Annotated in this window: 21 protein-coding genes and 1 pseudogene; 12 read left to right on the top strand and 10 right to left on the bottom strand. The window is 73.0% G+C overall.

What is annotated here, in order from left to right; genetic code table 11:
- Positions 1-31: 31 nt before the first annotated feature.
- The 7 genes and pseudogenes from KIF24_RS15685 to KIF24_RS15655 all read right to left on the bottom strand — a co-directional run bounded on the left by KIF24_RS15685 (position 32) and on the right by KIF24_RS15655 (position 6,820).
- A complete protein-coding gene (locus tag KIF24_RS15685; RefSeq protein WP_221084664.1) occupies positions 32-409 on the bottom strand; it encodes an MmcQ/YjbR family DNA-binding protein in 378 nt (125 codons plus the stop codon).
- Positions 410-444: 35 nt separating this feature from the next.
- The gene (locus KIF24_RS15680; protein ID WP_221084663.1) at positions 445-2,337 is read right to left on the bottom strand and encodes a glycosyl hydrolase family 28-related protein; all 1,893 of its coding nucleotides are present in this window, start codon (positions 2,335-2,337) and stop codon (positions 445-447) included.
- Positions 2,338-2,549: 212 nt separating this feature from the next.
- Positions 2,550-4,697 (bottom strand): galactose-binding domain-containing protein, encoded by a 2,148-nt coding sequence (locus KIF24_RS15675; protein ID WP_230415646.1) that lies wholly within the window; start codon positions 4,695-4,697, stop codon positions 2,550-2,552.
- A 152-nt stretch (positions 4,698-4,849) separates the two neighbouring features.
- Positions 4,850-5,247, bottom strand: a pseudogene (locus KIF24_RS15670) (DUF6518 family protein).
- A 66-nt stretch (positions 5,248-5,313) separates the two neighbouring features.
- A complete protein-coding gene (locus KIF24_RS15665; protein ID WP_221084662.1) occupies positions 5,314-6,033 on the bottom strand; it encodes a cation transporter in 720 nt (239 codons plus the stop codon).
- Positions 6,033-6,413, bottom strand: coding sequence for an ArsR/SmtB family transcription factor (locus tag KIF24_RS15660; protein WP_221084661.1), 381 nt, complete (start codon positions 6,411-6,413; stop codon positions 6,033-6,035). The genes KIF24_RS15665 and KIF24_RS15660 overlap by 1 nt, the downstream gene beginning before the upstream one ends.
- The gene (locus KIF24_RS15655) at positions 6,410-6,820 is read right to left on the bottom strand and encodes an ArsR/SmtB family transcription factor (protein ID WP_230415645.1); all 411 of its coding nucleotides are present in this window, start codon (positions 6,818-6,820) and stop codon (positions 6,410-6,412) included. Before KIF24_RS15655 ends, KIF24_RS15660 begins: the two co-directional genes overlap by 4 nt.
- A 20-nt stretch (positions 6,821-6,840) precedes the next feature.
- Between KIF24_RS15655 and KIF24_RS15650 the strand changes: the two genes are divergently transcribed.
- Positions 6,841-7,320 carry an SRPBCC family protein gene (locus KIF24_RS15650; RefSeq protein ID WP_221084660.1) on the top strand — a complete coding sequence of 160 codons (480 nt, stop codon included), beginning with the start codon at positions 6,841-6,843 and terminating at the stop codon, positions 7,318-7,320.
- 137 nt (positions 7,321-7,457) lie between these two features.
- Here KIF24_RS15650 and KIF24_RS15645 read toward each other — a convergent pair whose 3' ends face one another.
- Entirely contained in the window at positions 7,458-7,994 is a 537-nt protein-coding gene (locus KIF24_RS15645) for a cupin domain-containing protein (RefSeq protein ID WP_221084659.1), read from the bottom strand.
- A 266-nt stretch (positions 7,995-8,260) separates the two neighbouring features.
- Here KIF24_RS15645 and KIF24_RS15640 point away from each other — a divergent pair, with 266 nt between their 5' ends.
- The 11 genes from KIF24_RS15640 to KIF24_RS15590 are packed head-to-tail and all read left to right on the top strand — an operon-like array spanning position 8,261 to position 19,215.
- Positions 8,261-9,868: an ABC transporter substrate-binding protein gene (locus tag KIF24_RS15640; protein ID WP_221084658.1), complete on the top strand. Its 1,608-nt coding sequence runs from the start codon at positions 8,261-8,263 to the stop codon at positions 9,866-9,868.
- Between the two features lie 10 nt (positions 9,869-9,878).
- Positions 9,879-10,964, top strand: a complete 1,086-nt coding sequence (locus KIF24_RS15635) for an ABC transporter permease (RefSeq protein ID WP_221084657.1) — start codon at positions 9,879-9,881, stop codon at positions 10,962-10,964.
- Positions 10,961-11,878 carry an ABC transporter permease gene (locus KIF24_RS15630; protein WP_221084656.1) on the top strand — a complete coding sequence of 306 codons (918 nt, stop codon included), beginning with the start codon at positions 10,961-10,963 and terminating at the stop codon, positions 11,876-11,878. Before KIF24_RS15635 ends, KIF24_RS15630 begins: the two co-directional genes overlap by 4 nt.
- A 1-nt stretch (position 11,879) precedes the next feature.
- Positions 11,880-12,857: an ABC transporter ATP-binding protein gene (locus KIF24_RS15625; protein WP_221084655.1), complete on the top strand. Its 978-nt coding sequence runs from the start codon at positions 11,880-11,882 to the stop codon at positions 12,855-12,857.
- Positions 12,854-13,903, top strand: a complete 1,050-nt coding sequence (locus KIF24_RS15620) for an ABC transporter ATP-binding protein (RefSeq protein WP_230415644.1) — start codon at positions 12,854-12,856, stop codon at positions 13,901-13,903. The genes KIF24_RS15625 and KIF24_RS15620 overlap by 4 nt, the downstream gene beginning before the upstream one ends.
- Positions 13,903-15,141, top strand: coding sequence for an amidohydrolase family protein (locus tag KIF24_RS15615; RefSeq protein WP_221084654.1), 1,239 nt, complete (start codon positions 13,903-13,905; stop codon positions 15,139-15,141). The genes KIF24_RS15620 and KIF24_RS15615 overlap by 1 nt, the downstream gene beginning before the upstream one ends.
- Complete coding sequence (locus KIF24_RS15610; RefSeq protein ID WP_221084653.1) at positions 15,138-16,811, top strand: DUF885 domain-containing protein; 1,674 nt, start codon at positions 15,138-15,140, stop codon at positions 16,809-16,811. The genes KIF24_RS15615 and KIF24_RS15610 overlap by 4 nt, the downstream gene beginning before the upstream one ends.
- A 4-nt stretch (positions 16,812-16,815) precedes the next feature.
- On the top strand, positions 16,816-17,190 hold the full coding sequence (locus KIF24_RS15605) for a nuclear transport factor 2 family protein (protein ID WP_221084652.1): 375 nt from the start codon (positions 16,816-16,818) through the stop codon (positions 17,188-17,190).
- Complete coding sequence (locus tag KIF24_RS15600) at positions 17,187-17,513, top strand: TIGR04076 family protein (RefSeq protein ID WP_221084651.1); 327 nt, start codon at positions 17,187-17,189, stop codon at positions 17,511-17,513. Before KIF24_RS15605 ends, KIF24_RS15600 begins: the two co-directional genes overlap by 4 nt.
- Positions 17,510-18,493 carry an LLM class flavin-dependent oxidoreductase gene (locus KIF24_RS15595; protein ID WP_221084650.1) on the top strand — a complete coding sequence of 328 codons (984 nt, stop codon included), beginning with the start codon at positions 17,510-17,512 and terminating at the stop codon, positions 18,491-18,493. The genes KIF24_RS15600 and KIF24_RS15595 overlap by 4 nt, the downstream gene beginning before the upstream one ends.
- A gap of 47 nt (positions 18,494-18,540) precedes the next feature.
- A complete protein-coding gene (locus KIF24_RS15590) occupies positions 18,541-19,215 on the top strand; it encodes a DUF998 domain-containing protein (RefSeq protein WP_221084649.1) in 675 nt (224 codons plus the stop codon).
- Here the strand turns inward: KIF24_RS15590 and KIF24_RS15585 are convergent.
- Together KIF24_RS15585 and KIF24_RS15580 are read right to left on the bottom strand one after the other, a co-directional pair.
- A complete protein-coding gene (locus KIF24_RS15585) occupies positions 19,123-20,871 on the bottom strand; it encodes an ABC transporter ATP-binding protein (protein ID WP_221084648.1) in 1,749 nt (582 codons plus the stop codon). The genes KIF24_RS15590 and KIF24_RS15585 overlap by 93 nt on opposite strands.
- Positions 20,868-22,547 carry an ABC transporter transmembrane domain-containing protein gene (locus KIF24_RS15580; protein WP_221084647.1) on the bottom strand — a complete coding sequence of 560 codons (1,680 nt, stop codon included), beginning with the start codon at positions 22,545-22,547 and terminating at the stop codon, positions 20,868-20,870. The genes KIF24_RS15585 and KIF24_RS15580 overlap by 4 nt, the downstream gene beginning before the upstream one ends.
- Positions 22,548-22,576 lie beyond the last annotated feature (29 nt).

Genomic DNA, 22,576 nt, shown 5'->3' with positions numbered 1-22,576 from the left:
GGCCCGACCTTCCGGTCGGGCCCGCCGCCGGTCACCGCCCCGGCGAGTTCGCGTCGAGCCGGGCGAGCAGCGTCGCCGGCGCCACCACCCGATAGCCGTCCTCGATGACCTCGGCGAGCTCGGCCTCGTCGATGCCGGTGTCCAGGCGTACGCCGACCCAGCCCCGATGCCCCACGTAGGGCGGCCGGAAGTACGTCTCCGGACTCGCCGCCATCAGCTCGGCGGCCGAGCCGGGCGGTGCGGCGCACCACAGGTGGGGGAACTCGTTCTGGTGGTGGCCGTCGGGCCAGACCTGCGCGAACGACTTCTTCCCCCGGATGAACCAGGCGGGGGTGCCGTGGCTGAGGCGCTCACTCACCTCGGGAAGGCCCAGGCACACCCGGCGGATCGGGGCCACGATGTCCGTCATCGTTCCACCGTACGGCACATCGGTGAACGTCGCGGTCACCAGCGGGCCGGCGGCGGCGGCGGTACGACCGGCGGCCGGTCGTCGCAGGTGACGGTGTTCGGCAGCTGCCAGTCGGCGAGCCAGCCACCGTCGTTGCCGCCGCGGTCGGTGAGGCCGAACTCCGAGCCGGCCGGGGTGAAGCCGAACGAGCCGCAGTTGTTCACCCCGACCGCGCCGACGTGGCGGGCGTCGACGTTCTGGAAGGACGCGGATCCGGCGGTGCGGGCGCTCACCACGGAGGTGCCGGTGCCGTCGACCCGGATGTTCCGGAAATGCACGTTGCTGATCGAGTACAGGTCCTTCACCGCCCACTCGCTGACCAGCATGATCGCGTTGTATGTGTTGTCCAGGTAGGCGTCACCGGTCACCTCGATCCGGGCGTCGATGCTGCGGTCCAGGGCGTAGAACCAGATCGCGCCGAGGCCGATGTTCCAGTTCAGCTCGTACGTGCCGGCGCGGGCGGTGGTGTTGCTGGTGATCCGCAGGTGCCCGGTGAACGGTTCCGCGCCGAACCGGGAGCCGATCTGGATGGCGCTGCCCTCGCGGACCGGGTCGGCGATCAGGTTGTTCGAGACGGTGTTGTCCCTCCCGCCGTAGATCGCGATGCCGTTGGCGAGCACCGGCGACTGCACCGTGTTGTGGTCGAAGGTGTTGCGGGCGTTGGCGGTGGCTTCCGACCACATGGCCAGCCCGTCGTCGCCGGTGTTGCGGACGAAGTTGTTGGCCACCAGCGAGTCCGTGACGCCGGTGTGGAAGTTCAGTGCGTCCGCGATCTGGTCGACGATGATGTTGTCGGTGATCCGCACGTTGCGCATCGGGCCGTCGAGCCAGATGCCGACCTTGGTGTGCCGGATGTGCAGCCCGTCGATGGTGGAGTCGTTGAGCGCCCCGCCGATCCCGTTGACCTGGTCGGTGTCGATGCGTTCCCGGACGTCCCCGGCGATGGCGAAGCCGGAGAGGTGGACGTTGTGGCTGCCGCCGTCGGCGGCGTCCCGGCCGTAGAAGCCGACGCCGGTGTGCACCGAGCCGTCCGGTGCGGGCGTGGGCAGGGCGACCTCGCGGCCCCGGATGATCGTGTACCAGTTGCCGGCACCCTCGATCGTCACGTCGTCGACGATGATGTGCCGGTTGACCTGGTAGGTGCCCGGCGGCAGGTAGACCGGCAGCTTCTTGCGCTTGGCGTGGGCGATCGCCCGCTCGATGGCGGGAGCCGCGTCGCGGCGGCCGGTGGGGTCGGCGCCGAAGGCCAGCACGTTGGCGGCGCGCAGCCGCACCCGCGGCGGCCCGACCAGTTCGGAGTCGAGCAGGTCGATGACCGTCCAGGCGGCGTTGCTGCCGGCCGGCACGGTCAGCCGGATCCGGTCGCCGGCCCGGTAGGTGCGCCCCAGCCTCAGCCGCTGCTCGTCGTAGAAGTGGCTGGGCCGGAACGGTTTGGTGATGCTCGGGTACGGCGTGGTCTGCGCCGGGACGCAGGAGCACTCGGTGATCCACCAGTCCGGGTGCAGCAGGTCGGCGTCCGGGTCGTTGGTGAACGGGTACTGGTTGTAGAGCCAGGCGTACTGGGAGGTCAGCGTCATCGTGCGGAGGCGCTTGCCGTTGGCCGAGACGTCCAGCGGCGCGGTGATGCCGCCGCCGGTGGGCGCGTCCGGAATGCTGTAGCGCACGGTGATCGCGTTGGCCGCCGCCGGCAGGGTGAACTCGACGTGCTGGCCGGGCCGCAGCTTCACCGCCCGCCGGCCGGAGGCCTCCGACGGCAGCGTGTACGCCGTGCGGTCGGGGCCGATCACCTCGCCGCTGGTCACCGCGTTCTCCGCCTCCTGTTCCCGGAAGGCGACCCGGGCGCCGCGGCCGGCGACCAGCGCCGGATCGAGGGCGGCCCGGGTCACCACCGGGCGGCGCCTCCGGTCCCGGCCGGCCGGGAGCGCCGGTGGCCGCGCCGGCCGGTGCGCCGGCCAGGATGCCGAGCGTGGTGGCCAACGCCGTCGCGGCGGCGACCGCGGCTCGGCGCCGGTGACGGCGTGGTGTGTGGCTGCTCCGGTGCATCGGGACTCATCTCCACATCGGTGACGTCGGTGGGGCGACCGCGGCCGGCGGGCCGGGTTCAGGCGGGGTAGATCTCCAGCTGGGAGAGCTGGCCGGCGGGCCAACCGGTGTTGCCGGTGAACCGGATTCGGACGTACCGGGTCGGGGCGGCGGTGAAGGTCGAGGTCACCCGGTTGCCGGTCGCCGGGTCGAAGACCCGGCCTTCGGCGGCGACGAGCGTGGTCCAGGCCGCGCCGTCGGAGCTGCCCTGCACGGCGAGCGTCTGGGTGCGGGCCTGCCAGGCCGGCGACGGTGGCAGGCGCAGTGTCACCCGACCGACCGCGGTGAGGGCGCCGAGGTCGACCTGCACCCACTGGGGGAAGGCGTTGTTGGCGCTCTCCCAGTAGCTGTCCGGGTTGCCGTCGACGACGCTGCCGCTGCCGTAGGCCTGGACGTGGCTGCTCGCGGCGGTGGGCCGCCCGCCCGCCAGATCTGTCGGGGACGGCGGTGCGTCGCCGGTCCCGTACACCTCGACCCGGGCCAGCTGGGCTGCGGGCCAGGCGGTGTTGCCGGCGACGGTGACCCGGACGTGGCGGACGGTCGTGGCCGGCGTGGTGACCGTGGCGGTGTTGCCGGTCGTCGGGTCGAACCGGATGCCGGCCGCCGCGGCCAGCGTGGTGAACGTGGCGCCGTCGGTGCTGCCCTGCACCGACAGGGTCTGGGTGCGGGCTTCCCACCCGGACGGCAGGGCGAGGACGAGCCGGTTCACCGGGTACGCGGCGCCGAGATCCACCTGCCACCACTGCGGGAACGCGTTGTTGCTGCCCTCCCAGTAGCTGTTCCGGTCGCCGTCCACCGCGTTGCCGGCGGTGAACGGTCCGTGCTGGCTGCTGGCGGTGGCCGGCCGGCCGGCGGCCAGGTCGCCGGTGGGCGGCGGTCCGCCGTCGGTGACCGGCGCGGTCGGCCGGACCGGGGTGAGGGGGAGTTGGCCCTTGAGCATCCGGCCGCCGTCGGCGGTGATCCGGAGGTAGTAGTCGGCGGAGCAGCGGGTGCCGTCCTCGTCGAGCGCGCGGATACCGACCCCGGCCGGCGTGCTCGCCTGCGTCTCGCTGGTCTTGGCGATCTGGTTGCCCTCGTTGTACTCGTCGAACATCGACACGTAGAGACCCTGGGCACCGAGCCGGACCATGTTGTAGAGGTGCCGCCAGTAGAAGTCGCCGTGCCGGCGGTGCCCGGCGGACAGGTCGCCCGGCATCACGCAGGGCTGGTAGTCGATGCCGTGCGCGACGCAGTCGGCCAGGTCGGGGACGTTGACGTTGGCGTGGAAGTCGTCCAGACCGGCGAGGGTGCCGGTGCGTCCGACCATCCACGGCGAGAGCATGTCGAAGGCGTGGTAGACCTCGGTGAAGCCGGGCCGCGAGTCGTTGACGCCCTGCCGCCAGTACGTGGGCACGCCGCCGATCACGTAGCAACCCTGCGCCTTGAACCAGTCGATCACGTCGAGGCAGGGTGCCGGTGTGAACGGCCGGCCGGGGTCGTCGAAGCCGAACCCCCAGATGCAGACGACCGGCTTGCCGCTCTGCCGGGCGTACGCCGCCGAGGCGGTGTACGCCGACATCTTCGTCGTCCAGTCCTGCTTGAGCTGCGACTGCATCGAGGTCCAGCCGGTGACGTCGTACATGATGTAGAACTTGCGGCCGAACCGTTCGGCCGCGCCGCGGACCTTCACCGCCATCGCGTCGCGGGTCGGCCCCTCGTCGCCGAACGGGTTGAACCGCTGCAACGCGGCGGTGTCGCAGCCGTACTCCTGCATCCAGCGGAAGTGGGTGTCCACCGTCTGCTGGTCGTAGGACGAGAACAGTGTCGCGGGCTGGCCGTTGCCGAGACTCGGGTACGCGGTGGGGTAGCTGTGCGCGTACTCCCGGGTGTCCGGCCAGGACACGATCGTGGTGTTGGTCGGCGACGGCGGCTGGAAGCGGTCCCGGCTCCAGTGCCACCAGCCGCCGATCGGTGCGCCGTCGCCGGGACAGGCGAACCAACCCTGGTAGCCGACGGTGACCTTGCCGACCACGTCGCCGGGCGGGCCGGCCGCGCGGGCGGGGCGGGCGGTGGTTGGCGCGTCGCCGACGGCGGCGAGCGCGGAACCTGCCGCGATGGAGCCGATCACGGTGCGGCGAGTGAGCGCCATGCCGGCCACCCCTTCGGGGTAGGAGGAATTGGCGGACATCATGCCAGCGGACGACACGGAAGCGCAACACTTGAATCTGCGAATGAAAGATGCCGGCAAAGTAGCTGTAAAAAACCGACTGTGACTGAGCGGCGCCGAGCGGCGGCGCGGATGCGGGTCCGGATGCCCGCCCGATGTCGACCTCTCGACGGTCAGCGGAAGCCGGCCAGCAGGAACGCGCCGAGTCCGGCGAGTGCCAGGGGCAGCGCCACGGCCAGGGCGAGCATCCGCTGCCGGTGCGTGCGGGCGGACACGACGACGACCAGCACCCCGAGGGCGATCTTCAGCAGGGCGTCCCACAGTGGATCGATCCCGTAGTTCGGGTCACCGATCCGGCGAACCTCCAGCCCCGCCTCGGCGAGGAGCACCCCGCCCGGCAGCGCGGGTGCGACGAGCCGCCGCCACCCGGGCCGCGCGCCCACGTCCCGCCGATGCCGAAGACCACCCCGGCGAGGACGCCGAAGAGCATCCAGAGCAGTGACGTCGGTGCCCACAGCACGGCCGGTTCGTCACCCTGGATGAGCGCCGCCGCGAGGTAGTAGCTGGGCACCGCGACGACGAGCCCGGCCGCCGCTCCGGCCGGTGCGGGCGCTCGGGTCTCGGCCGTCGTGCCCCGTCAGTTCGCGCAGGTACCGGAGCACCGGCAGCCAGCGGCGCATCCGCCGGGCGGGCGAGCGGGATCGATGGTGGTGGGGGCGCAGCAGGCGTCGCCTCGCCAGGCGTCTCGGCCTTCCTTCACGGCGACGGCGGCGATGACGAGGGCGGCTGCCGGGTCGGCCCACCACCAGCCGAAGAGCGAGTTGGCCGCCAGGCCGACAAGCAGTACCGCGGACAGGTACGTGCAGAGCAGCGTCTGTTTGGAGTCCGCGACGGCGGAGGCCGAGCCGAGTTCCCGGCCAGCCCGGCGTTGTGCGGCGGACAGGATCGGCATGATCGCCAGTGACAGTGCCGCGAGGACGAGTCCGACGGTGGAGTGGTCCGCCCGATCCGCGCCGAGCAGCGCGCGTACCGACTCGACGCCGACGTACGCGGCGAGCGCGAAGAACGAGATGGCGATGACCCGGAGGGCGGCGCGTTCGCGGCGTTCGTGGTCGGCGCCGCTGAACTGCCAGGCGACGGCCGTGGCGGAGCAGACCTCGACGATCGAGTCGAGGCCGAAGCCGATCAGTGCCGTGGACGACGCGATCGTGCCGGCGGTGATGGCGACGACGGCCTCGGCCACGTTGTAGGTGATGGTGGCGGCGACGAACCAGCGGATCCGGCGGGTGAGCACCACCCGCCGGGCGTCGGCGGTGTCGGCCGGGAGGCTCGGGGCCAGCGGCAGCGGCGTGCCCATCAGCAGCAGTCGTCGGTGTCGGCTGCCGGGCAGGCTGCCGGGTCGACGGCCAGGACGAGGTCGATCAGGTCCCCGAGCGCGTGGGCGAGCCGGGGGTCGGCCAGCTCGTAGCGGGAGCGGCGGCCTTCGGGAACCGTCACGACCAGGCCGCAGCCGCGCAGGCAGCCCAGGTGGTTGGAGAGGTTCTGCCGGCTGGTGCCCAGCAGGTCGGCCAGTTCGGCGGGGTAGCCGGGACTCTCGCGCAGGGCGAGCAGCAGGCGGGCCCGGACCGGGTCGGACAGGGCGTGTCCAAAACGGGCCAGGACGTTGCCATGCGTCAGTGCCTCCACGGAGGCAGACGGTACAGCACATACTGAATAAACAAAACGCTGAACTGTCATCGCGGGTGCGGTGCGCCGCCGTCCTCCTGCTCGGGCGGCCGACCTTCGAGTTCGGTCTTGAGGGTGGCGAGCAGGCCCACCGCGGCGCTGGCGTACTCGCCGATCCAGCGGTCGTGGATGTGCTTGATCGGCAGCGGGTCGAGGTGGTTCCACCGCTCGCGGCCCTTGCGTTGCGCGATGACCAGGCCGGCGGCTTCGAGCACCCGCAGGTGCTGCATCACCGTGCACCGGTCCAGCTCGGGGATCAGTTCGCAGAGGTCTCCCGTGGTGCGGGCGTGGTCCTTCAGTAGGTCGAGGATGCGCCGCCGGGTCGGCGACGCCAGCGCCTTGAAGACGCCGTCCTCGTCGACCGGATCTGGTTCGGGCGGCTGACCACGACGGGACGACATGTTATAAAGATACAACATGTCGGCGAGGGGAGATCACCATGGAGCTGCGTTTCAAGATCGCCGGGCGGGTCGGCCGTCCGGTGCGCGAGGTGTTCGAGGCGGTGGTCGACCCGGACCAGCTCTCGCGGTACTTCACCACCGGCGGGGCGAAGGGCCGGATGGTCACCGGCGCCACCGTCACCTGGGACTTCGCCGACTTCCCGGGGGCGTTCCCGGTCGAGGTGGTCGAGGTCGAGCAGGATCGGCGGATCGTGCTGCGCTGGGAGGCGGCCGACGGCGCGCAGTCCACGGCGGACGCGCCGGAAGCGGGCGCGGCCTACTCGACGACCGTCACCATGGAGTTCGAGGCGTTGGGTGAGGACCGCACCCTGGTCACCATCGCCGAGGAGGGCTGGCGCCCCACCCCGGAGGGCCAGCGCGCGTCGTACGGCAACTGCGAGGGCTGGACCAACATGCTCTGCTGCCTCAAGGCGTGGCTGGAGCACGGCATCAACCTGCGCGCCGGCTTCTTCGTCTGACCGCCCTGCCGTCCTGGGGATGCCGGGTGTGGCGGGCGGGTCGGTACCCCGGGCCGTGACCCGGACGCACGGGAAGCGCCCACCCCCACACCGGGGGTGGGCGCTCTCGCTGTGCCGGGGGCCGCCGGGGCCCGCGGTCACGGGTTGGGCGGGGTGACCGCGATGATCAGGTGGGCCGGCTGGTCGCTGGCGTTGCGGTAGAGGTGGGCCAGGCGCGAGTCGAAGGTGACCGCCTCGCCGGCGGTGAGGGTGTACGACTCGCCGCCGATCTCGGCGACCACCTCACCGCTGACGACGATGGCGCACTCGGTGGAGGGGTGCGCCCAGGGCTCGGCCGAGCTGGCGTCGCCGGGGGCGAGGTCGGCCTGGAGCACCTCCAGGTCGCCCCGGCCGGGGGTGAGCCGCTCGTAGGTGATCTGGCCCGGGGGTGCGGTCAGCAGGCTCCGGGCGCCGACCCGGCTGATGTGTACGGGTGGCGCCTCCGGCTCGGAGAAGAGTTCGGCGATGGAGGTGTCGAAGACCTGGGCGAGCTTGCGCAAAGTGGACAGGCTCGGGTCGGTCGCGCCGTTCTCGATCTGGCTGAGCAGGGCGGGTGACACGTCGGCGGCTGTGGCGAGCTGCCGCAGCGTGAGGGAGTGCTGCTGGCGCAGGTCGCGCAGTCGGTCACCGAGCATGGGGGTCCTCGCTCCAAAAACAGTGTGGCTGAAAATGTTTGACCAAACTACACGGACCTGTTTAGGGTGGTCAAACAAGATGGCGGTGTTGTTTGGTAGTGGTAGACACGCCGCGTCCAGGCACGAACCGGACGAACGCGAGTCCGGCCTACATCCAACCCTGCGACGACGCAGCCCGAAACCGACGGCACCCCGAAAACCGACGCACCCGTCGATGCCCCCGCGGATCCGCGCAGCGAGCCGCGCCATACGAAGGTAGGAACAGCATGTCGGTGTACCCCCGCCGGCTCCGCGCCGGAGCACTCGCTCTGGCGACGCTGGCCATCATCTCCACCACCGCCTGCACCGCCGGTGGCAGCGGTGGAAACGCGAACGGTGACGCGACCACGACCCTCACCGTGAACACGTCGTTCGTGCTCAAGACCCTCGACCCGGGCCGCGTCTACGAGGCGACCGGGCTGACCGCCGTGCACGCCCTCTACGACACCCTGCTCACCTTCGAGGGCTCCGACGTCGGCACGCCGGTCCCGGCGCTGGCCGAGTCGTACGAGGTGTCCGCGGACGCGAAGACCTTCACCTTCAAGCTGCGGTCCGGGGTGACCTTCTCCGACGGCAGCCCGCTCACCGCTGACGACGTGGTCTTCTCGCTCAACCGGCTGAAGAACATCAAGGGCAGCCCCGCGGTCACCGTCAGCGAGCTGAGCGTCAGCAAGACCGACGACAGCACCGTCGTGGTCACCTCGGCCACGCCCAACCCGAACGTCCCGGTCGTGCTGGCGATGCCGTCCACCGGCGTGCTCAACGCCGGGGTGGCCCAGGAGAACGGCGCCAAGGACGGCGAGGACGCCGCGCAGGGCGACACCGCACAGCAGTACCTGGACACCAACTCCATCGGCAGCGGCCCGTACGTGCTGAAGTCGTACGACCCGTCCGCGCAGGTGGTGCTGGAGGCCAACCCGAACTACTGGGGCGAGAAGCCGCAGTTCGACCGGGTGGTGCTGCGCAACATGGACGTGCAGACCCAGAAGCTGACCATGCAGCGCGCCGAGACCGCCGAGATCTCCCTGGACATCTCCGGCAAGCTGCTCGACGGCCTGCCGGAGAGCCTGCACACCTCCGGCGTGCAGGACACCGTCTACTTCCTCTTCCTCAACGCCGACCCGGCAGTGTCGGCGGTGACCTCGAACGCGAAGTTCAACCAGGCGCTGCGCGCCGCCATCGACTACCAGGGCATCGCCGCCCTGTACGGCGAGGGCGCCGCACCCGGCGCCGGGCTGGTCGCGCCCGCCTTCCCCGGCACCCTGCCGGCCGGTGAGGCGTCCACCCGGGACGTGGCGAAGGCCAAGGCGCTGCTCGCCGAGGCCGGGCTGACCGACCCGACGGTGAAGTTCAACTATCCGGCCATCACCTACAAGGGGGTCGATCTCGGCACCGTGGCCACCAAGGTGCAGGGCGACGCCGCCGAGGCCGGCATCACGCTGGAGCTGAACCCGCAGCCGCTGACCACCTTCCTGGACGAGATGCGCGGCGGAAAGTCGCCGCTGGGCTTCACCCCGCAGAGCCTGAACTACCCGGTCGCCGACTCGCTGATCAACAACATGGCGCCCGGACAGGCCACCGCGCTGCGCTCCGGCTGGACGGTCGAGCGGGCCGACCCGGCCATCGTGGCCGCCGGCGAGCAGGTCACCGAGACCCTCGACCTGGCCGCTCGCGCCACCGCCATGCAGCAGTGGCAGCGGCTGATGAACCAGTCCTCGCCGTACATCGTGCTGGCCAGCAACTCCTCCACGGTGGTGGCGACCGCCGACCTGACCGGGGCGGACTACACCGCCGCCGGTTGGCAGGTCGACGTGGCCGCGGTCGGCCGCAAGTAGTCGGAGCACCATGACGACGCTCCACGACGGAGAGCCGGGCGCGGTCACCACGACCGCGCCCCGGCCCCGACGCGCGCATCCGCTGCTGGCCTTCCTGGCCAAGCGGCTGGCGATCACCGCAGGGCTGCTGCTGGGCGTCACGGCGGTGACGTTCGGTCTGGTCAACGTGGTGCCCGGTGACCCGGTCACCGCCAACCTCTCCGACCAGGCGCTCAACGACCCGGCCACGGTTGCCGCCTTCCGCGAGAAGTGGGGGCTGGACCAGCCGCTCTGGGCGCAGTACCTGCACTACCTGGGCAACCTGCTGCACGGCGACCTGGGCACCTCCCAGCAGACCGGCCGGGCGGTCCTGGACGACCTGGTGCGGTACGTGCCGGCGACGATGGAACTGGCCATCCCCACCATGGTGCTGGCACTGTTGATCGGCACCGGGATCGGCATGCTCGCGGCGGTACGCAACGGCCGGTTCACCGACCAGCTCGTCCGGGTCGGTGCCCTGCTCGGCCTCTCCACCCCGCCGTTCTGGCTCTCCCTGGTGGTGCTCTACGTCTTCTTCTACCAGCTCGGCCTGGCGCCCAGCGGCGGGCGGCTCTCCACCGGGTTCAGCCCACCGCCCACGGTCACCGGCATGTACACCGTCGACGCGGCGCTGGCCGGGCAGTGGGACGTGGCCTGGGACGCCGCGCAGCACCTGACCCTGCCGGTGCTGGTGCTGACCTCGCTGACGGTGGCGCTGCTGGTCCGGTTCGTCCGCTCCGCCATGCTCGAAGTGCTCCAGCAGGACTACATCCGGGCCGCGTACGCCAAGGGTCTGCCGACCCGGGTGGTGCTGCGCCGGCACCTGCTGCGCGCCGGCCTGGTCCCGGTGGTCACCGTCTCCGGGCTGGCCTTCGCCTCGTTGCTGTCCGGCACGGTGCTGGTGGAGAGCATCTTCGGCTGGCCCGGCCTCGGGCAGTACGCCTACCGCAGCGCCACCGCCCTGGACCTGCCCGCGATCCTCGGCGTCAGCCTGTTCGTGGCGTTGGTCTACACCCTGGTCAACCTGACCGTCGACCTGCTGTACGGGCTCATCGACCCGAGGATCCGCCTGTCATGACGATGATCGCACCCGATCCGGTTGCCGGAGACCCGAAGGTGGACCGGGCGCTGACCCGGCGTCGTTGGCTCGGCCGGCTGCGCGGTGGCCCGACCAGCCGGCCTGTGTGGCGGCAGCCCATCGCGGTGGTGGCGCTGGCCATCCTCGGCGGGTGGCTGCTGGTGGCGCTGTTCGCCCCGCTCATCGCCCCCTACGACCCGCTCGCGCAGAGCGCCGACGGGTATGCCCCGCCGTCGGCGGCGCACTGGTTCGGCACCGACTCGCTGGGCCGGGACATCCTCAGCCGGGTCCTCCACGGCGCGCGGCTGTCCATCCCGCTGGCCCTGGCCATCGTCTCGCTGGCCCTGCTCGTCGGTGGCCTGCTCGGGCTGGTCGCCGGCTATCTCGGGCGGTTCGCCGACGAGGCGCTGATGCGGCTGACCGACCTGGTCTTCGCCTTCCCGCAGATCATCCTGGCCATGGCGGTGACCGCCGCCTTCGGCCCGAACACCCGCAACGCCGTTCTCGCGCTGGTCATCGTGTCCTGGCCGGTCTACGCCCGGGTCATCCGCAGCGCGGTGCTCAGCATGCGTGGCGACGACTACCTCAACGCCGCGCGGCTGCTCGGCGTCGGGCCGGTCCGGGCGCTGCGCCGCGACGTGCTGCCCAACAGCATCGGCCCGGCGATCGTGCTGGCCACCCTGGAGCTCGGCAACGCGGTGCTGCTGCTCGCCGCGCTCTCCTTCCTGGGCCTGGGGCCCCGCCCACCGGCCGCCGAGTGGGGCTCCATGGTGGCCCTCGGCTCCCAGGACCTGTCGATGTGGTGGGTCAGCGTCTTTCCCGGCCTGGCCATCCTCACCGTCGTGATGGCCTTCAACGTGCTCGGCGACGCGCTGCGTGACCGGCTCGACCCCCGCTACGCGAAGGGACGCTGAGATGGCGCCGCTGCTCGACGTCGACTCCCTCGCCGTCACCCTGCCCGGCCCGCGCGGGCCGCTGCCGATCCTGCACGACGTGTCGCTGCGCGTCGACGAGGGCGAACTCGTCGGCATCGCGGGGGAGAGCGGCTGCGGCAAGAGCATCACCGCGCAGACCCTGCTCGGTCTGCTCCCGGACGGCGCGCGGGTCAGCGGCGCGGCCCGGTTCGCCGGCACCGACCTGCTGGGCCTGGACAACCGGGGCTGGCAGCGGATCCGGGGCGCGGGCATCGCCATGGTCTTCCAGGACCCCAGCGCGGCCCTGCACCCGATGCTCACCGTCGGCCGCCAACTCACCGAGCACATGCGGGTGCACCTGCGGCTGGACCGGCGGGCGGCGACGCGCCGGGCGGTGGAACTGCTCGACCAGGTGCGCATCCCCGATCCGGAGCGTGCCCTGCGGGCCTACCCGCACCAGTTCTCCGGCGGCATGCGGCAACGCGCGGCCATCGCCATCGCCCTGGCCGCCCGGCCCCGGCTGCTGATCGCCGACGAACCGACCACCGCGCTCGACGTCACCGTGCAGGCCGGCATCCTCGCCCTGCTCGACCGGCTGCGCGCCGAGACCGGGCTGGCCGTCGCGTTCATCACCCACGACCTCGGGGTGCTCAGCGCGCTGACCACGCGCGGCTACGTCTTCTACGCCGGGCGGGTGGTGGAGACCGGCCCCACCGGCGCGCTGCTCACCGCACCCACCCACCCGTACACGGCGGCGCTGCTGGGCGCCCGGCCGCACGGCACCCAGTCCGTCGGCACGCTGCGGCCCATTCCCGGCGGCCCGCCGGCACCGGGCCAGGCGCCGCCGGGCTGCCCGTTCCAACCCCGCTGCGGGTACGCCGAACCGGCCTGCGGCACCGCCGCACCACCGTTGACGCCGGCCGGCACCGATCGGTCGGTGGCCTGTGTGGTGCGCCCGGAACTGGAGGTGGCCGCATGAGCGGGCGGCAGTGGGCGGGTCAGCAGACCCAGGACGACGGTGCCGGCGCGCGGCGCGGTGCCGTCCCGGGTGAACCGAGCCTGCTGGAGATCAGCGACGTGGAGGTCGAGTACCGGCCCCGGGGACGCGGCCGGGTGCGGGCGGTCGCCGGGGTCAGCCTGGACGTGGCGGCCGGGCAGATCGTCGGCCTGGTCGGCGAGTCCGGCTGCGGCAAGTCGTCGCTGGCCCGGGTCGCGGTCGGGCTGACCGCGCCGAGCGCCGGTGCGATCCGCTTCGCCGGGCAGCCGGTCACCCCGCTGGGTTGGCGCCGCCGGCCGGGCACCGAGATCGGCCTGCAGATGGTCTTCCAGAACCCGTACGCATCCCTGAACCCCCGGCGCACCATCGGCGCGCAACTGCTCGACGGCGTGCCGGCGGAGGTGACCGGCGCGGCCCGCCGCGACCGGGTGCCCGAGCTGCTCGACCGGGTCGGCATGCCGGCCACGGCCGCCGACCGGTACCCGCACCAGTTCTCCGGCGGGCAACGGCAGCGCCTCGCCATCGCCCGGGCGCTCGCCCCGCAGCCCCGGATGATCATCGCCGACGAGCCGGTCACCGCGCTGGACGCCTCGTCGCAGGCCCAGGTGGTCAACCTGCTCGTCGGGCTGGTCCGCGACCTCGACATGGGCATGCTGTTCATCTCCCACGACCTCGCGCTGGTGCACGAGATCGCCGACGTCACCGCCGTGATGTACCTCGGCCGGATCGTCGAGAGCGCGCCCACCCGCGAGCTGTGGCGCGACCCCCGACACCCGTACACCCGGGCGCTGATCGACGCGGTGCCGCAGATCGGGCCCGCCCCGCGGCTGCCCGCCACCCTCGCCGGAGAGGTGCCCGACCCGGCCAACGCGCCGACCGGCTGCCGGTTCCGGCCGCGCTGCCCGCACGCCTTCGCCCCCTGCGGCGACGAGCCGCCCACCGTCGAGCTGGGTGGCCGCAGCGCCGCCTGCTGGCTGACCGAACCCGAAGAACCCGGCCACCGTGCCCGCCCACCGAGGAAGTCGTGATGCACTCCGCCAGCGAACAGGTCCTGGTCAACCTCGCCCTCTACGACGGCGTCGACGAACGGCTCCAGCCCGACCGGGGCGTCTGGGTCGGCGCCGACGGGATGATCCGCGCCGTCGGCCCGGTCGACGACGTGCTCGCCGAGGCGGGCGACGCCACAGTGGTCGACCTCGGCGGCGACGTCGTCATGCCCGGCCTGACCAACATGCACGTGCACCTGTCGCTCGGGCTGCCCGGTCACCTGGCCGACACGGTGCACCGGTCCAACCTGGCCGAGCTGGTGCTGCTGATGGCCGACTCGGCGCGACGCACCCTGCACGCCGGTGTCACCACCGCCCGGCTGGTCGGTGAGGGGCGCTACGCCGACTTCGCGCTGCGCCGGGGCATCGAGGGTGGCGCGGTGGACGGCCCCCGGATCTTCACCGCCGGGCACGCCCTGTGCTGCACGGGTGGCCACGGCTGGGAGGCCGACGCCCTGGAGGCCGACGGCGCGGACGGGTTCCGGCGGCTCACCCGGGCGCAGATCCGGGCCGGCGCCGACCTGATCAAGGTGTGTGTCTCCGGCGGCATCGCCGGCCAGTACGAGGCCATCGACACGCCGCAGCTGCTCGACGACGAGATGGCCGCCGTCATCCGGGTCGCCCACGACTGGGGGCGCAAGGTCACCGCGCACGCCGGTCCGGCCGACACCGTACGCCGGGCGGTCGAACTCGGCCTCGACTGCGTCGAGCACGGCTACGAGTTGACCGACGAGGTCACCCGGCTGATGGCCGAGCGGGGTGTCTGGTACGTCCCCACCATCGTGGTCAGCCGCTGCGAACAGTTCTTCCGCGACTCCGGCGTGCCCGGCTGGCTGATGGACCGGGCGCTGGCCGCCGGCCCCCGGCACTGGGAGAGCCTCCAGCACGCCATCCGCAACGGGGTACCGATCGCGCTGGGCAGCGACATGCCGCCGCACGCCGGCTACGACGAGACCACCGCCACCGTCCGCGAGCTGGAGTTCATGGTGGACGCCGGGATGCCGGTCGCGGACGCCTTGCGGGCCGCCACCATCCGCCCCGCGCAGTGGCTCGGGCAGGCCGACACGCTCGGCAGCGTCGAGGCCGGCAAGCACGCCGACCTGCTGGTGCTGCGCGAGGACCCGACCCGCTCGGTCTCCGCGCTGCGCACCCTGCACGTGGTGATGAAGGGCGGCGTGGTGTACCGCGACGACCACCACCGTGTCCGGACACCCCGATGACCGCCATCGTCCAGGTGGCGGACGACTACCTGCACGCCCTGGCCGGACTCGACCCGGAGGCCGCCGAGGCGGTCGGACGCACCCCCGAGTCGCAGCTGGCCGACCTGTCGCCGGAGGCGTTCGACGCCCGCGCGGAGCTGGCCCGCACCACCGCGACCGCCGTCGCCACGGCCAGCGCAGACAGCCCGACCGAACGCGCCCTCGTCGGTGCCCTCGCCGACCGGCTCGCCAGTGAGGTCGCGCTGCACGACGCCGGCTTCACCACCCGGCTGCTCGCCCCGCTGGCCACCCCGGTGCACCTGGCCCGGCAGGTCTTCGACAACCTGCCCCGTTCCACCGCCGACGACTGGGCCGCCGTCGCCGACCACCTGCACCGGCTGCCCACCACCCTCGACCAGTACGCCGCGACACTGCGCCGCTCCGCACAGCGCGGGCAGCTGGTCGCCCGCCGGCAGGTGCTGGCCGTCGCCGAGCAGTGCACCGCCTGGATCACCGCCGACTTCTACGGCGGTGTCGTCGCCGGCTACCCGGGTGGGCCGCTCGCCGGCCGGCTGGTCGACGGGGCGCGGTCGGCCACCGCCGCGACGGCGCAGTTCGCCGCCTTCCTGCGTGCCGAACTGACCCCCGCCGCCCCCGACGTCGACGGTGTCGGCCGCGAGCTGTACGAGGTCACCGCCCGCGCCTTCCTCGGCGCCACCGTCGACCTCGACGAGCTGTACGCGTACGGCTGGGCGGAGCTGGACCGCACCGCCACCGAGCTGCGCGCCGCGGCGACCGACTGCGGCCATCCGGACGCGCCCACCGCGCGGGCCGCACTGGACGCCGACCCCGCGCACCGGGTGCCGGTCGGCCCCGCACTGGAGGCGTGGCTGCGGGAGCGGACCGCACGGCTGACCGACGCGCTCGACGGCACCCACTTCGACATCCCGGCCGACACCCGGCAGGTGACGTGCCGGATCAGCCCCGCCGCCGCCGGCGTCATGTACTACACCCCGCCCGATCCGGGCCTGACCCGCCCCGGCGGGATCTGGTGGTCGGTGCCACCGGGCGAGCAGACCGTGCCGGTGTGGCGCCACGTCGGGACGTTGTGCCACGAGGGGCTGCCCGGCCACCACCTGCAACACGCCATCACCCTCACCACCGCCGAGCTGCACCCGTGGCAGCGCACCCGCTGCCAGGTGCACGGCTACGCCGAGGGTTGGGCGCACTACGCCGAACGGCTCGCCGACGAACTCGGCCTCTACACCGGCCCCGCGGAACGGCTCGGCATGCTCGACGGGCAGCTGTGGCGGGCCGCCCGGGTGGTCATCGACCTGGGCCTGCACCTCGACCTGCCGATCCCCGCCGGCAACGGGTTCACCGCCGCTCGGCGCTGGACACCCGAGCTGGCCGTGGACCTCCTGACCCGGGTGGCCGGGCTGGACGCCGCGACCGCCCGCTTCGAGGTCGACCGCTACCTCGGCTGGCCGGCGCAGGCCCTGGCGTTCAAGGTCGGCGCCCGGCTGTGGCAGCAGACCCGCCGGGACGCCGAGCGGCGCGCCGGTGCCGCGTTCGACCGCAAACGCTTCCACCACACCGCGCTGGCGCTCGGGCCGATGGGCCTGGACCCGCTGCGCGACCGCCTCGCCGAGACGTTCCGACCCGCCACCGCCACCCTCGACCGGAAGTGACCCGATGACCACCGACGAACTCACCGCCACGATCAGCGACATGTACCGATCACTCGGGGATCGGCCCGCCTTCGACGCCCACCTGCACCCCGACCTGACCATCTGGGAGAGCGACGCCGATCACCTGCTCCGCGGCCTGGCCGACCTGCACGCGCTGCGCGACCGGCGGGCGGCCGAGGCGGCCGGACCGGCGCCGCTCACCGTGGCGCCGGAACAGCTCCACGCGGACTGCTGGGGCGACACCGGCGTGGTCCGGTACGTGCTGCGGGCCCGCCACGGCGGCGACCGGCCGGACAGCTGCTTCCGGGTCACCGACGTGCTGCGTCGCGCGGGCACCGGCTGGCGGATCGTGCACCACCACGCGGAGGCCATGCGATGAGCGACGAACAGCCCACCACCGACGTCTACGACCTGCGGGTCGTGGTGGAGCGCATCGAGGGCCGCTCGGTGTGCGGCATGAAGCCGGGCGACCACCTCGACCTGACCGAGTCCTGCCGGCTCAGCATCCCCGCCGGCCAGCACTTCTGCCTGTACGCCCTCGCTGCCTGCCTGCCGCTGCTGCCGGCCAAGCAGCGGGCCCTGGCCGAGGGTGACTGGATGGCCCGGGACAGCCACGTCGCCTGCCCGGACCCGGACGAGCGGGTCATCATGCGCATCGAACGCACCGGCCGGCGGCAGATCCCCACCGAGGAGCTGACGTGAGCCGTCTGGTCGGTATCGGCCTGCAGTCGGACAAGTCCGCCGACGAGTACGCCGAGCTTGCCGAGCTGGCCGAACGGCACGGCTTCGACGTGCTGTCGGTCTTCGGTGACCTGATGTACCAGCCGCCGATCTTCCCGCTGCTGGTGGCCGCCCGGCACACCCGCCGGATCCGCCTCGGCGCGGCCTGCCTGAACCCGTTCACCCTGCACCCGGTGGAGGTGGCCGGGCAGGTCGCCGCGCTCGACCTGGCCTCGCACGGCCGCGCCTACCTCGGGCTCGCCCGGGGCACCTGGTTGCAGCAGGTCGGGGTGCCGCAGGCCCGGCCACTGCGCCGCATCGCCGAGACCGTCCAGATCGTCCGCCGGTTGCTCGCCGGCGACGACGGCGGCTTCGCCGGCCGGGAGTTCACCGTGGCGCCCGGCACCGCCCTGCGGTACGCCCCGGCCCGCCCCGACGTGCCGGTGCTGGTCGGCACCTGGGGGCAGCAGACGGCCCGGTCCGCCGCCCGCTTCGCCAGCGAGGTCAAGGTCGGCGGGTCGGCGAACCCGGCGATGGCCAAGACGATGCGGGCCTGGCTGGACGAGGCGGGGGCCGGACCGGGCACCGGTGTGGTGCTTGGCGCGGTCACCGTCGTCGACTCCGACGGTGCGCTGGCGCGACGGGTGGCCCGCACCGAGGTCGCCATGTACCTCGCCGTGGTCGCCGCCCTCGACCCCACCGTCGAGGTCGACCCCGAGCTGCTGGCCCGGATCCAGCAGCACGTCACGCGCCGCGAGGACGACCTGGCCGGCGCGCTGATCGGCGACGACCTGCTCGACCTGTTCGCGTTCTCCGGTACGCCCGAACAGGTCGCCGCGCAGGCCGCCGCGGTGTTCGACGCCGGGGCGAGCCGGGTGGAGTTCGGCACGCCGCACGGCTTGACCCCGCACCGCGGAATAGAGCTGCTCGGTGGGCGGGTGCTGCCGCTGCTGCGCGGCTGACCCGACGCCCGGCCGGCCGGCGTGTTCACCGTTGCTACGTTGTGGCCGTGACGAGGACTCGGGGCCTGCTCGGCTGCGGAATCGTCGGCGCGGTGCTGTTCATCGCGGTGATCCTGATCAACGGAGTGGTCAAACCCGGCTACCAGCCGGCCCACGACTTCGTCAGCGAGGGCTCGATCGGGCGCGGCGGGTGGCTCCAGATCGCGAACTTCGTGGTGAGCGGCACCCTGTTGGCGGTGTTCTCGTTCGGGCTGCGGCACACCGTCTCACGGTGGACGGCCTGGCTGGTGCGGGTCTTCGCGATCTGCCTGATCGGAGCCGGCGTCTTCGTCTCGGATCCGGTTCCGACCGACCGGACGACCAGCCACGGCACCGCGCACAACCTCGTCTCGCTCCTCGTCTTCGCGGCGCTGATCGCCGCCTGCTTCACGGCCGCCCGCTGGCGGCCGACCGGCGCGTGGCGCTGGTACTGCCGGCTCACCGGGATCACCGTCGGGGTGCTCGTCGTGGCCGCCGGCGCGGTCGATCCGACCGACGGCGGTGCGGGGCTGATCCAGCGTGCCGGGATCACACTCGGCTGGACCTGGCTGGCCGTCCTCGCGGTGCGGGCCCTGCGCGCCGGCGACCGGTCAGCGCTGCCAGGCCGACCAGAGCTCGGCGTACCGGCCGCCGGCCGCGACGAGCTCGTCCGGGCTGCCGAGTTCGACGATCCGGCCGTGTGACATCACGGCGATCCGGTCACAGCTGTGTGCCTGGGTGAGCCGGTGCGCGACGACGACGGCCGTGCGGCCACGGATGAGCGCGGCGCTGGCCTGTTCGAGCTGCCGCGCGCCCGCGCTGCCGGCCTCGGCGCTCGCCTCGTCGAGGACGACGATCGGCGGGTCGAGCAGGGCGATCCGGGCCAGCGCCAGCTGCTGTGCCTGGCCCGGATTGACCGGATGGGCACCGTCACCGACCCTGGTCTGCACCCCGTCGGGCAGCGCGTCGACCCACTCGCGGGCGCCGACCAGGGTCAGCGCGGCGAACAGGTCCTCGTCGCGGGCGTGCGGGGCGGCCAGCCGGAGGTCGTCGGCGAGCGTGCCGGCGAAGACGTGGACCTCCTGGGTGACCACGCCGACGGTGCGGCGCAGTTCGTCCGGGGACAGCTCGCCGATCGGCCGGCCACCCAGCCACACCTCGCCGTCGGCGGCGGGGACGACCCCGCCGAGGATGGCCGCGAGGGTCGTCTTGCCGGCCCCGCTCTCGCCGACGATCGCGAGTGACTCGCCCTCGGCGATGTCGAGCGACACGTCGTGCACGACGAGGGGGCCGCCGGGGTAGCGGTGTGCCACCGATTTGGCGGTGATGCCGGCGGGCCTCCGCGAGGTCACCGGGCCGCCGGCACCCGCCGCCGGCACGCCGAGCCCGGTGATGCCCACGAGCCGGGCGAGCGCCGCGCCGGCCGACTGGATGTCGTTGAACGAGATCAGCAGCATGCCGAGCGGGCCGAAGAGCCGGTGGAAGAGCAGCGCGGCGGCGGTGACGTCGCCGACGGTGACCTCGCCCGCCCGAACCAGCAGGAACCCGCTCAGGAGCACCGCGGTGAGCCCGATCGCCTCCGCGTAGTTCATCATGTTCGCGAACCAGAGGAATCCGCGGACCGCCCGCAGCCGGGCGACGACCGCGGCCCTCGACGCCTCGTCGACCCGCCGGCTCTGCCGATCCTCCATGCCGTACGCGTGGACCGTCCGGGTGCCGGTGAAGGTCGTCAACAGGCTCTGGGTCCGGACCGCCGCGGCCTCCCGCTCGGCGGCGTAGAGCCGCCTCGCCCGGGGCACGAACCGGCGCAGGCTCATCGCGTGCACCGGGAAGACGATCAGAAAGGCGCAGGCGATGCGCCAGTCGAGCGTCGCGAAGCCGGCGAAGGTGATGACGACGGTGACCAGCGCGGTGAAGATCCCCGCGGCCAGCCGGACCGAGTCGGTCACCTGCTCGACGTCCTCGGTGACCCGCGAGGCCACGTCGCCCGCGCCGGCGCTCTCCAGCCGGGCCGCGTCCATCCGCAGCGCCCGGTCGAGCACGTCTTCCCGCAGGTCGGCGCAGCCGCGCATGCCCCACTCGGTGATCAGCCACCGGGACGCCCCGGTGAGGACCGCGCTGGCGAGACCCGCGCCGAGGATCCACGCCGAGGTCAGCAGCAGCGACCGGACGGTGCCGCCGGCAACCACCAGGTCGACCAGCCGACCGAGCAGGATCGGCACGCCGACCGCGGCCACGCTCGCCGCTGCCGATGCCACCACCGACGTCCAGCCGAGCAGCGGGTAGCGCCGGAGGGCACGCCAGAAGGCGGCAGCGGTCGCCCTGCCGCTCGCGACGGGCAGGATCGACGTCGGGCTCATCGCAGCACCACCTCGGCGTACCCGGGCTGGGCGAGCAGTTCACGGTGGCGCCCGACGGCCGCCACCCGGCCGGCCTGGACGAAGACGACCCGGTCGCACTGGTCGAGCAGCGGCGCGCTGGTGGTGACCAGGACCGTTGCCCGCCCGCCGCCAGCCCGGTAGGCGCGTATCCCGTCGGCGATGGCGTGTTCGGTCACCGCGTCGACCGCCGTCGTCGGGTCGCGGAAGACGGTGACCGGCCGGTCGGCGAGCAACGCCCGGGCCAGGGCGAGCCGCTGCCGCTGGCCGCCGGAGAGGTTGAGGCCGTGGTCGGTCAGGTGGCGGTCCAGCCCGGCGTCGCCCTCGGCGAGCAGGTCGTCGACGGAGGCCGCCGCCATGCTCGCGCTCAGCGCCGAGTCATCCCCGTCCGCACCGGTCCGCAGCGCCTCGCGCAGCGTGGCACCGAACAGGTCGACCCCGTGCGGCTCGACGAGCACCACCCGGCGCAACGAGGCCACGTCCAGCTCCGGTAACGGCGTGCCGGCCAGCCTCACCTCGCCCCGCTCGGGCAGCCGCGCACCGGCGAGCAGTTCGGTGATCGCATCCGCGGTGACCGTCTCCCCGGTGACCACACCGAGCAGCTCACCGGGCGGGACGGTGAGGCCGACGCCGGCCAGCCCCGGCGCGTGCACCTCGTCGAGGGCCAGCGTCCCCGCCGCCGCGGTCCGTCGGCCGGACGGGGCCTGCTCGGGTGCGGCGAGCACCTCGGCGACGCGGGCCGCGCTGGCTCGCGCGGTCGCCAGCCGGAAGACGCAGTCGGCGAGGTTGAGCACCGGATCGGCGATGAACGTCGCCAGCCCCACGATCGTGATGAGTTGCCCGACGGTGATCCGTCCCTGCAGGGCGAACCAGCCCGCCAGCGCGGCCACGACCGTGATCAGCAGACCGGTGGTGAACGTCGACGCGCCGACGAAGGTGGCGCCGGCCTTGGCCGTGCCGATGCTGGCGCGCAGCGAGGTACGGCTCGCCGTACGGTAGCGACGGGCGGCCTCGTCGACGCCCCCGAAACCCCGCAGCGGCCGAAGCCCGCGCAGCAGGTCCGAGGCGGTCGCGGCGGCCCGGCCGATGGCCTGCTGTTGCGCCGACGTGTGGCGCCCCACGACCGGCCCGAGCGCGTTGAGCCCGAGCACCAGGATCGGCACGCCCACCACCAACCCCAGGCCGAGCGACCAGTCGATCCGCAACAGCACGATCGTCGACACCGACAGACCGACCAGCGCGCTCACCCCCCGGGTGCCCAGTTCGAGCAACTCGGCGGCGGACTGGGTGTCGGAGGTGGCGATCGAGAGCAGTTCCCCGCTCTGGCGTTCGGTCCGGATGCCCCGTCCGGTCACCACGCGCCGGACCACCCGCATCCGCAGCACGTGCGACTCCTCCACCACCGCCTTGGAGAGGAACCAGAAACCCGACCGCCAACCCATGGTGAGGGCGGTGAACAGCGCGAAGATGCCCAGCACGGACCAGGCCATCGCCGAGGTCGATCCGGTCCCGACGGCCTGGTCGATGACCAGGCCGATCGCCACCGGGACGAGTGCCTCGCAGACCTGGTGCAGCGACCAGAAGGCGGCGCACAACGTGGTGTCCCGGCGCTGGCGCCAGAACATCTGGCCGATCAGCCGCGCCGTGGTCTGTGGCATGCCCCCGCCTTGATGTCGCAAAGTTAGGG

The organism is Micromonospora tarapacensis, assembly GCF_019697375.1.
GTDB classification, from domain to species: Bacteria; Actinomycetota; Actinomycetes; order Mycobacteriales; family Micromonosporaceae; genus Micromonospora; species Micromonospora tarapacensis.
This window is presented reverse-complemented; position numbering and strand designations above follow the sequence as displayed.

What these genes read in the sequence shown, in the direction of transcription:
- KIF24_RS15685 (WP_221084664.1), bottom strand. Translation starts at nt 409, where the DNA reads ATGACGGACATCGTGGCCCCGATCCGCCGGGTGTGCCTGGGCCTTCCC.
- KIF24_RS15675 (WP_230415646.1), bottom strand. Translation starts at nt 4,697, where the DNA reads ATGTCCGCCAATTCCTCCTACCCCGAAGGGGTGGCCGGCATGGCGCTC.
- KIF24_RS15665 (WP_221084662.1), bottom strand. Translation starts at nt 6,033, where the DNA reads ATGGGCACGCCGCTGCCGCTGGCCCCGAGCCTCCCGGCCGACACCGCC.
- KIF24_RS15660 (WP_221084661.1), bottom strand. Translation starts at nt 6,413, where the DNA reads ATGACAGTTCAGCGTTTTGTTTATTCAGTATGTGCTGTACCGTCTGCC.
- KIF24_RS15655 (WP_230415645.1), bottom strand. Translation starts at nt 6,820, where the DNA reads ATGTTGTATCTTTATAACATGTCGTCCCGTCGTGGTCAGCCGCCCGAA.
- KIF24_RS15650 (WP_221084660.1), top strand. Translation starts at nt 6,841, where the DNA reads ATGGAGCTGCGTTTCAAGATCGCCGGGCGGGTCGGCCGTCCGGTGCGC.
- KIF24_RS15645 (WP_221084659.1), bottom strand. Translation starts at nt 7,994, where the DNA reads ATGCTCGGTGACCGACTGCGCGACCTGCGCCAGCAGCACTCCCTCACG.
- KIF24_RS15640 (WP_221084658.1), top strand. Translation starts at nt 8,261, where the DNA reads ATGTCGGTGTACCCCCGCCGGCTCCGCGCCGGAGCACTCGCTCTGGCG.
- KIF24_RS15635 (WP_221084657.1), top strand. Translation starts at nt 9,879, where the DNA reads ATGACGACGCTCCACGACGGAGAGCCGGGCGCGGTCACCACGACCGCG.
- KIF24_RS15630 (WP_221084656.1), top strand. Translation starts at nt 10,961, where the DNA reads ATGACGATGATCGCACCCGATCCGGTTGCCGGAGACCCGAAGGTGGAC.
- KIF24_RS15625 (WP_221084655.1), top strand. Translation starts at nt 11,880, where the DNA reads ATGGCGCCGCTGCTCGACGTCGACTCCCTCGCCGTCACCCTGCCCGGC.
- KIF24_RS15620 (WP_230415644.1), top strand. Translation starts at nt 12,854, where the DNA reads ATGAGCGGGCGGCAGTGGGCGGGTCAGCAGACCCAGGACGACGGTGCC.
- KIF24_RS15615 (WP_221084654.1), top strand. Translation starts at nt 13,903, where the DNA reads ATGCACTCCGCCAGCGAACAGGTCCTGGTCAACCTCGCCCTCTACGAC.
- KIF24_RS15610 (WP_221084653.1), top strand. Translation starts at nt 15,138, where the DNA reads ATGACCGCCATCGTCCAGGTGGCGGACGACTACCTGCACGCCCTGGCC.
- KIF24_RS15605 (WP_221084652.1), top strand. Translation starts at nt 16,816, where the DNA reads ATGACCACCGACGAACTCACCGCCACGATCAGCGACATGTACCGATCA.
- KIF24_RS15600 (WP_221084651.1), top strand. Translation starts at nt 17,187, where the DNA reads ATGAGCGACGAACAGCCCACCACCGACGTCTACGACCTGCGGGTCGTG.
- KIF24_RS15585 (WP_221084648.1), bottom strand. Translation starts at nt 20,871, where the DNA reads ATGAGCCCGACGTCGATCCTGCCCGTCGCGAGCGGCAGGGCGACCGCT.
- KIF24_RS15580 (WP_221084647.1), bottom strand. Translation starts at nt 22,547, where the DNA reads ATGCCACAGACCACGGCGCGGCTGATCGGCCAGATGTTCTGGCGCCAG.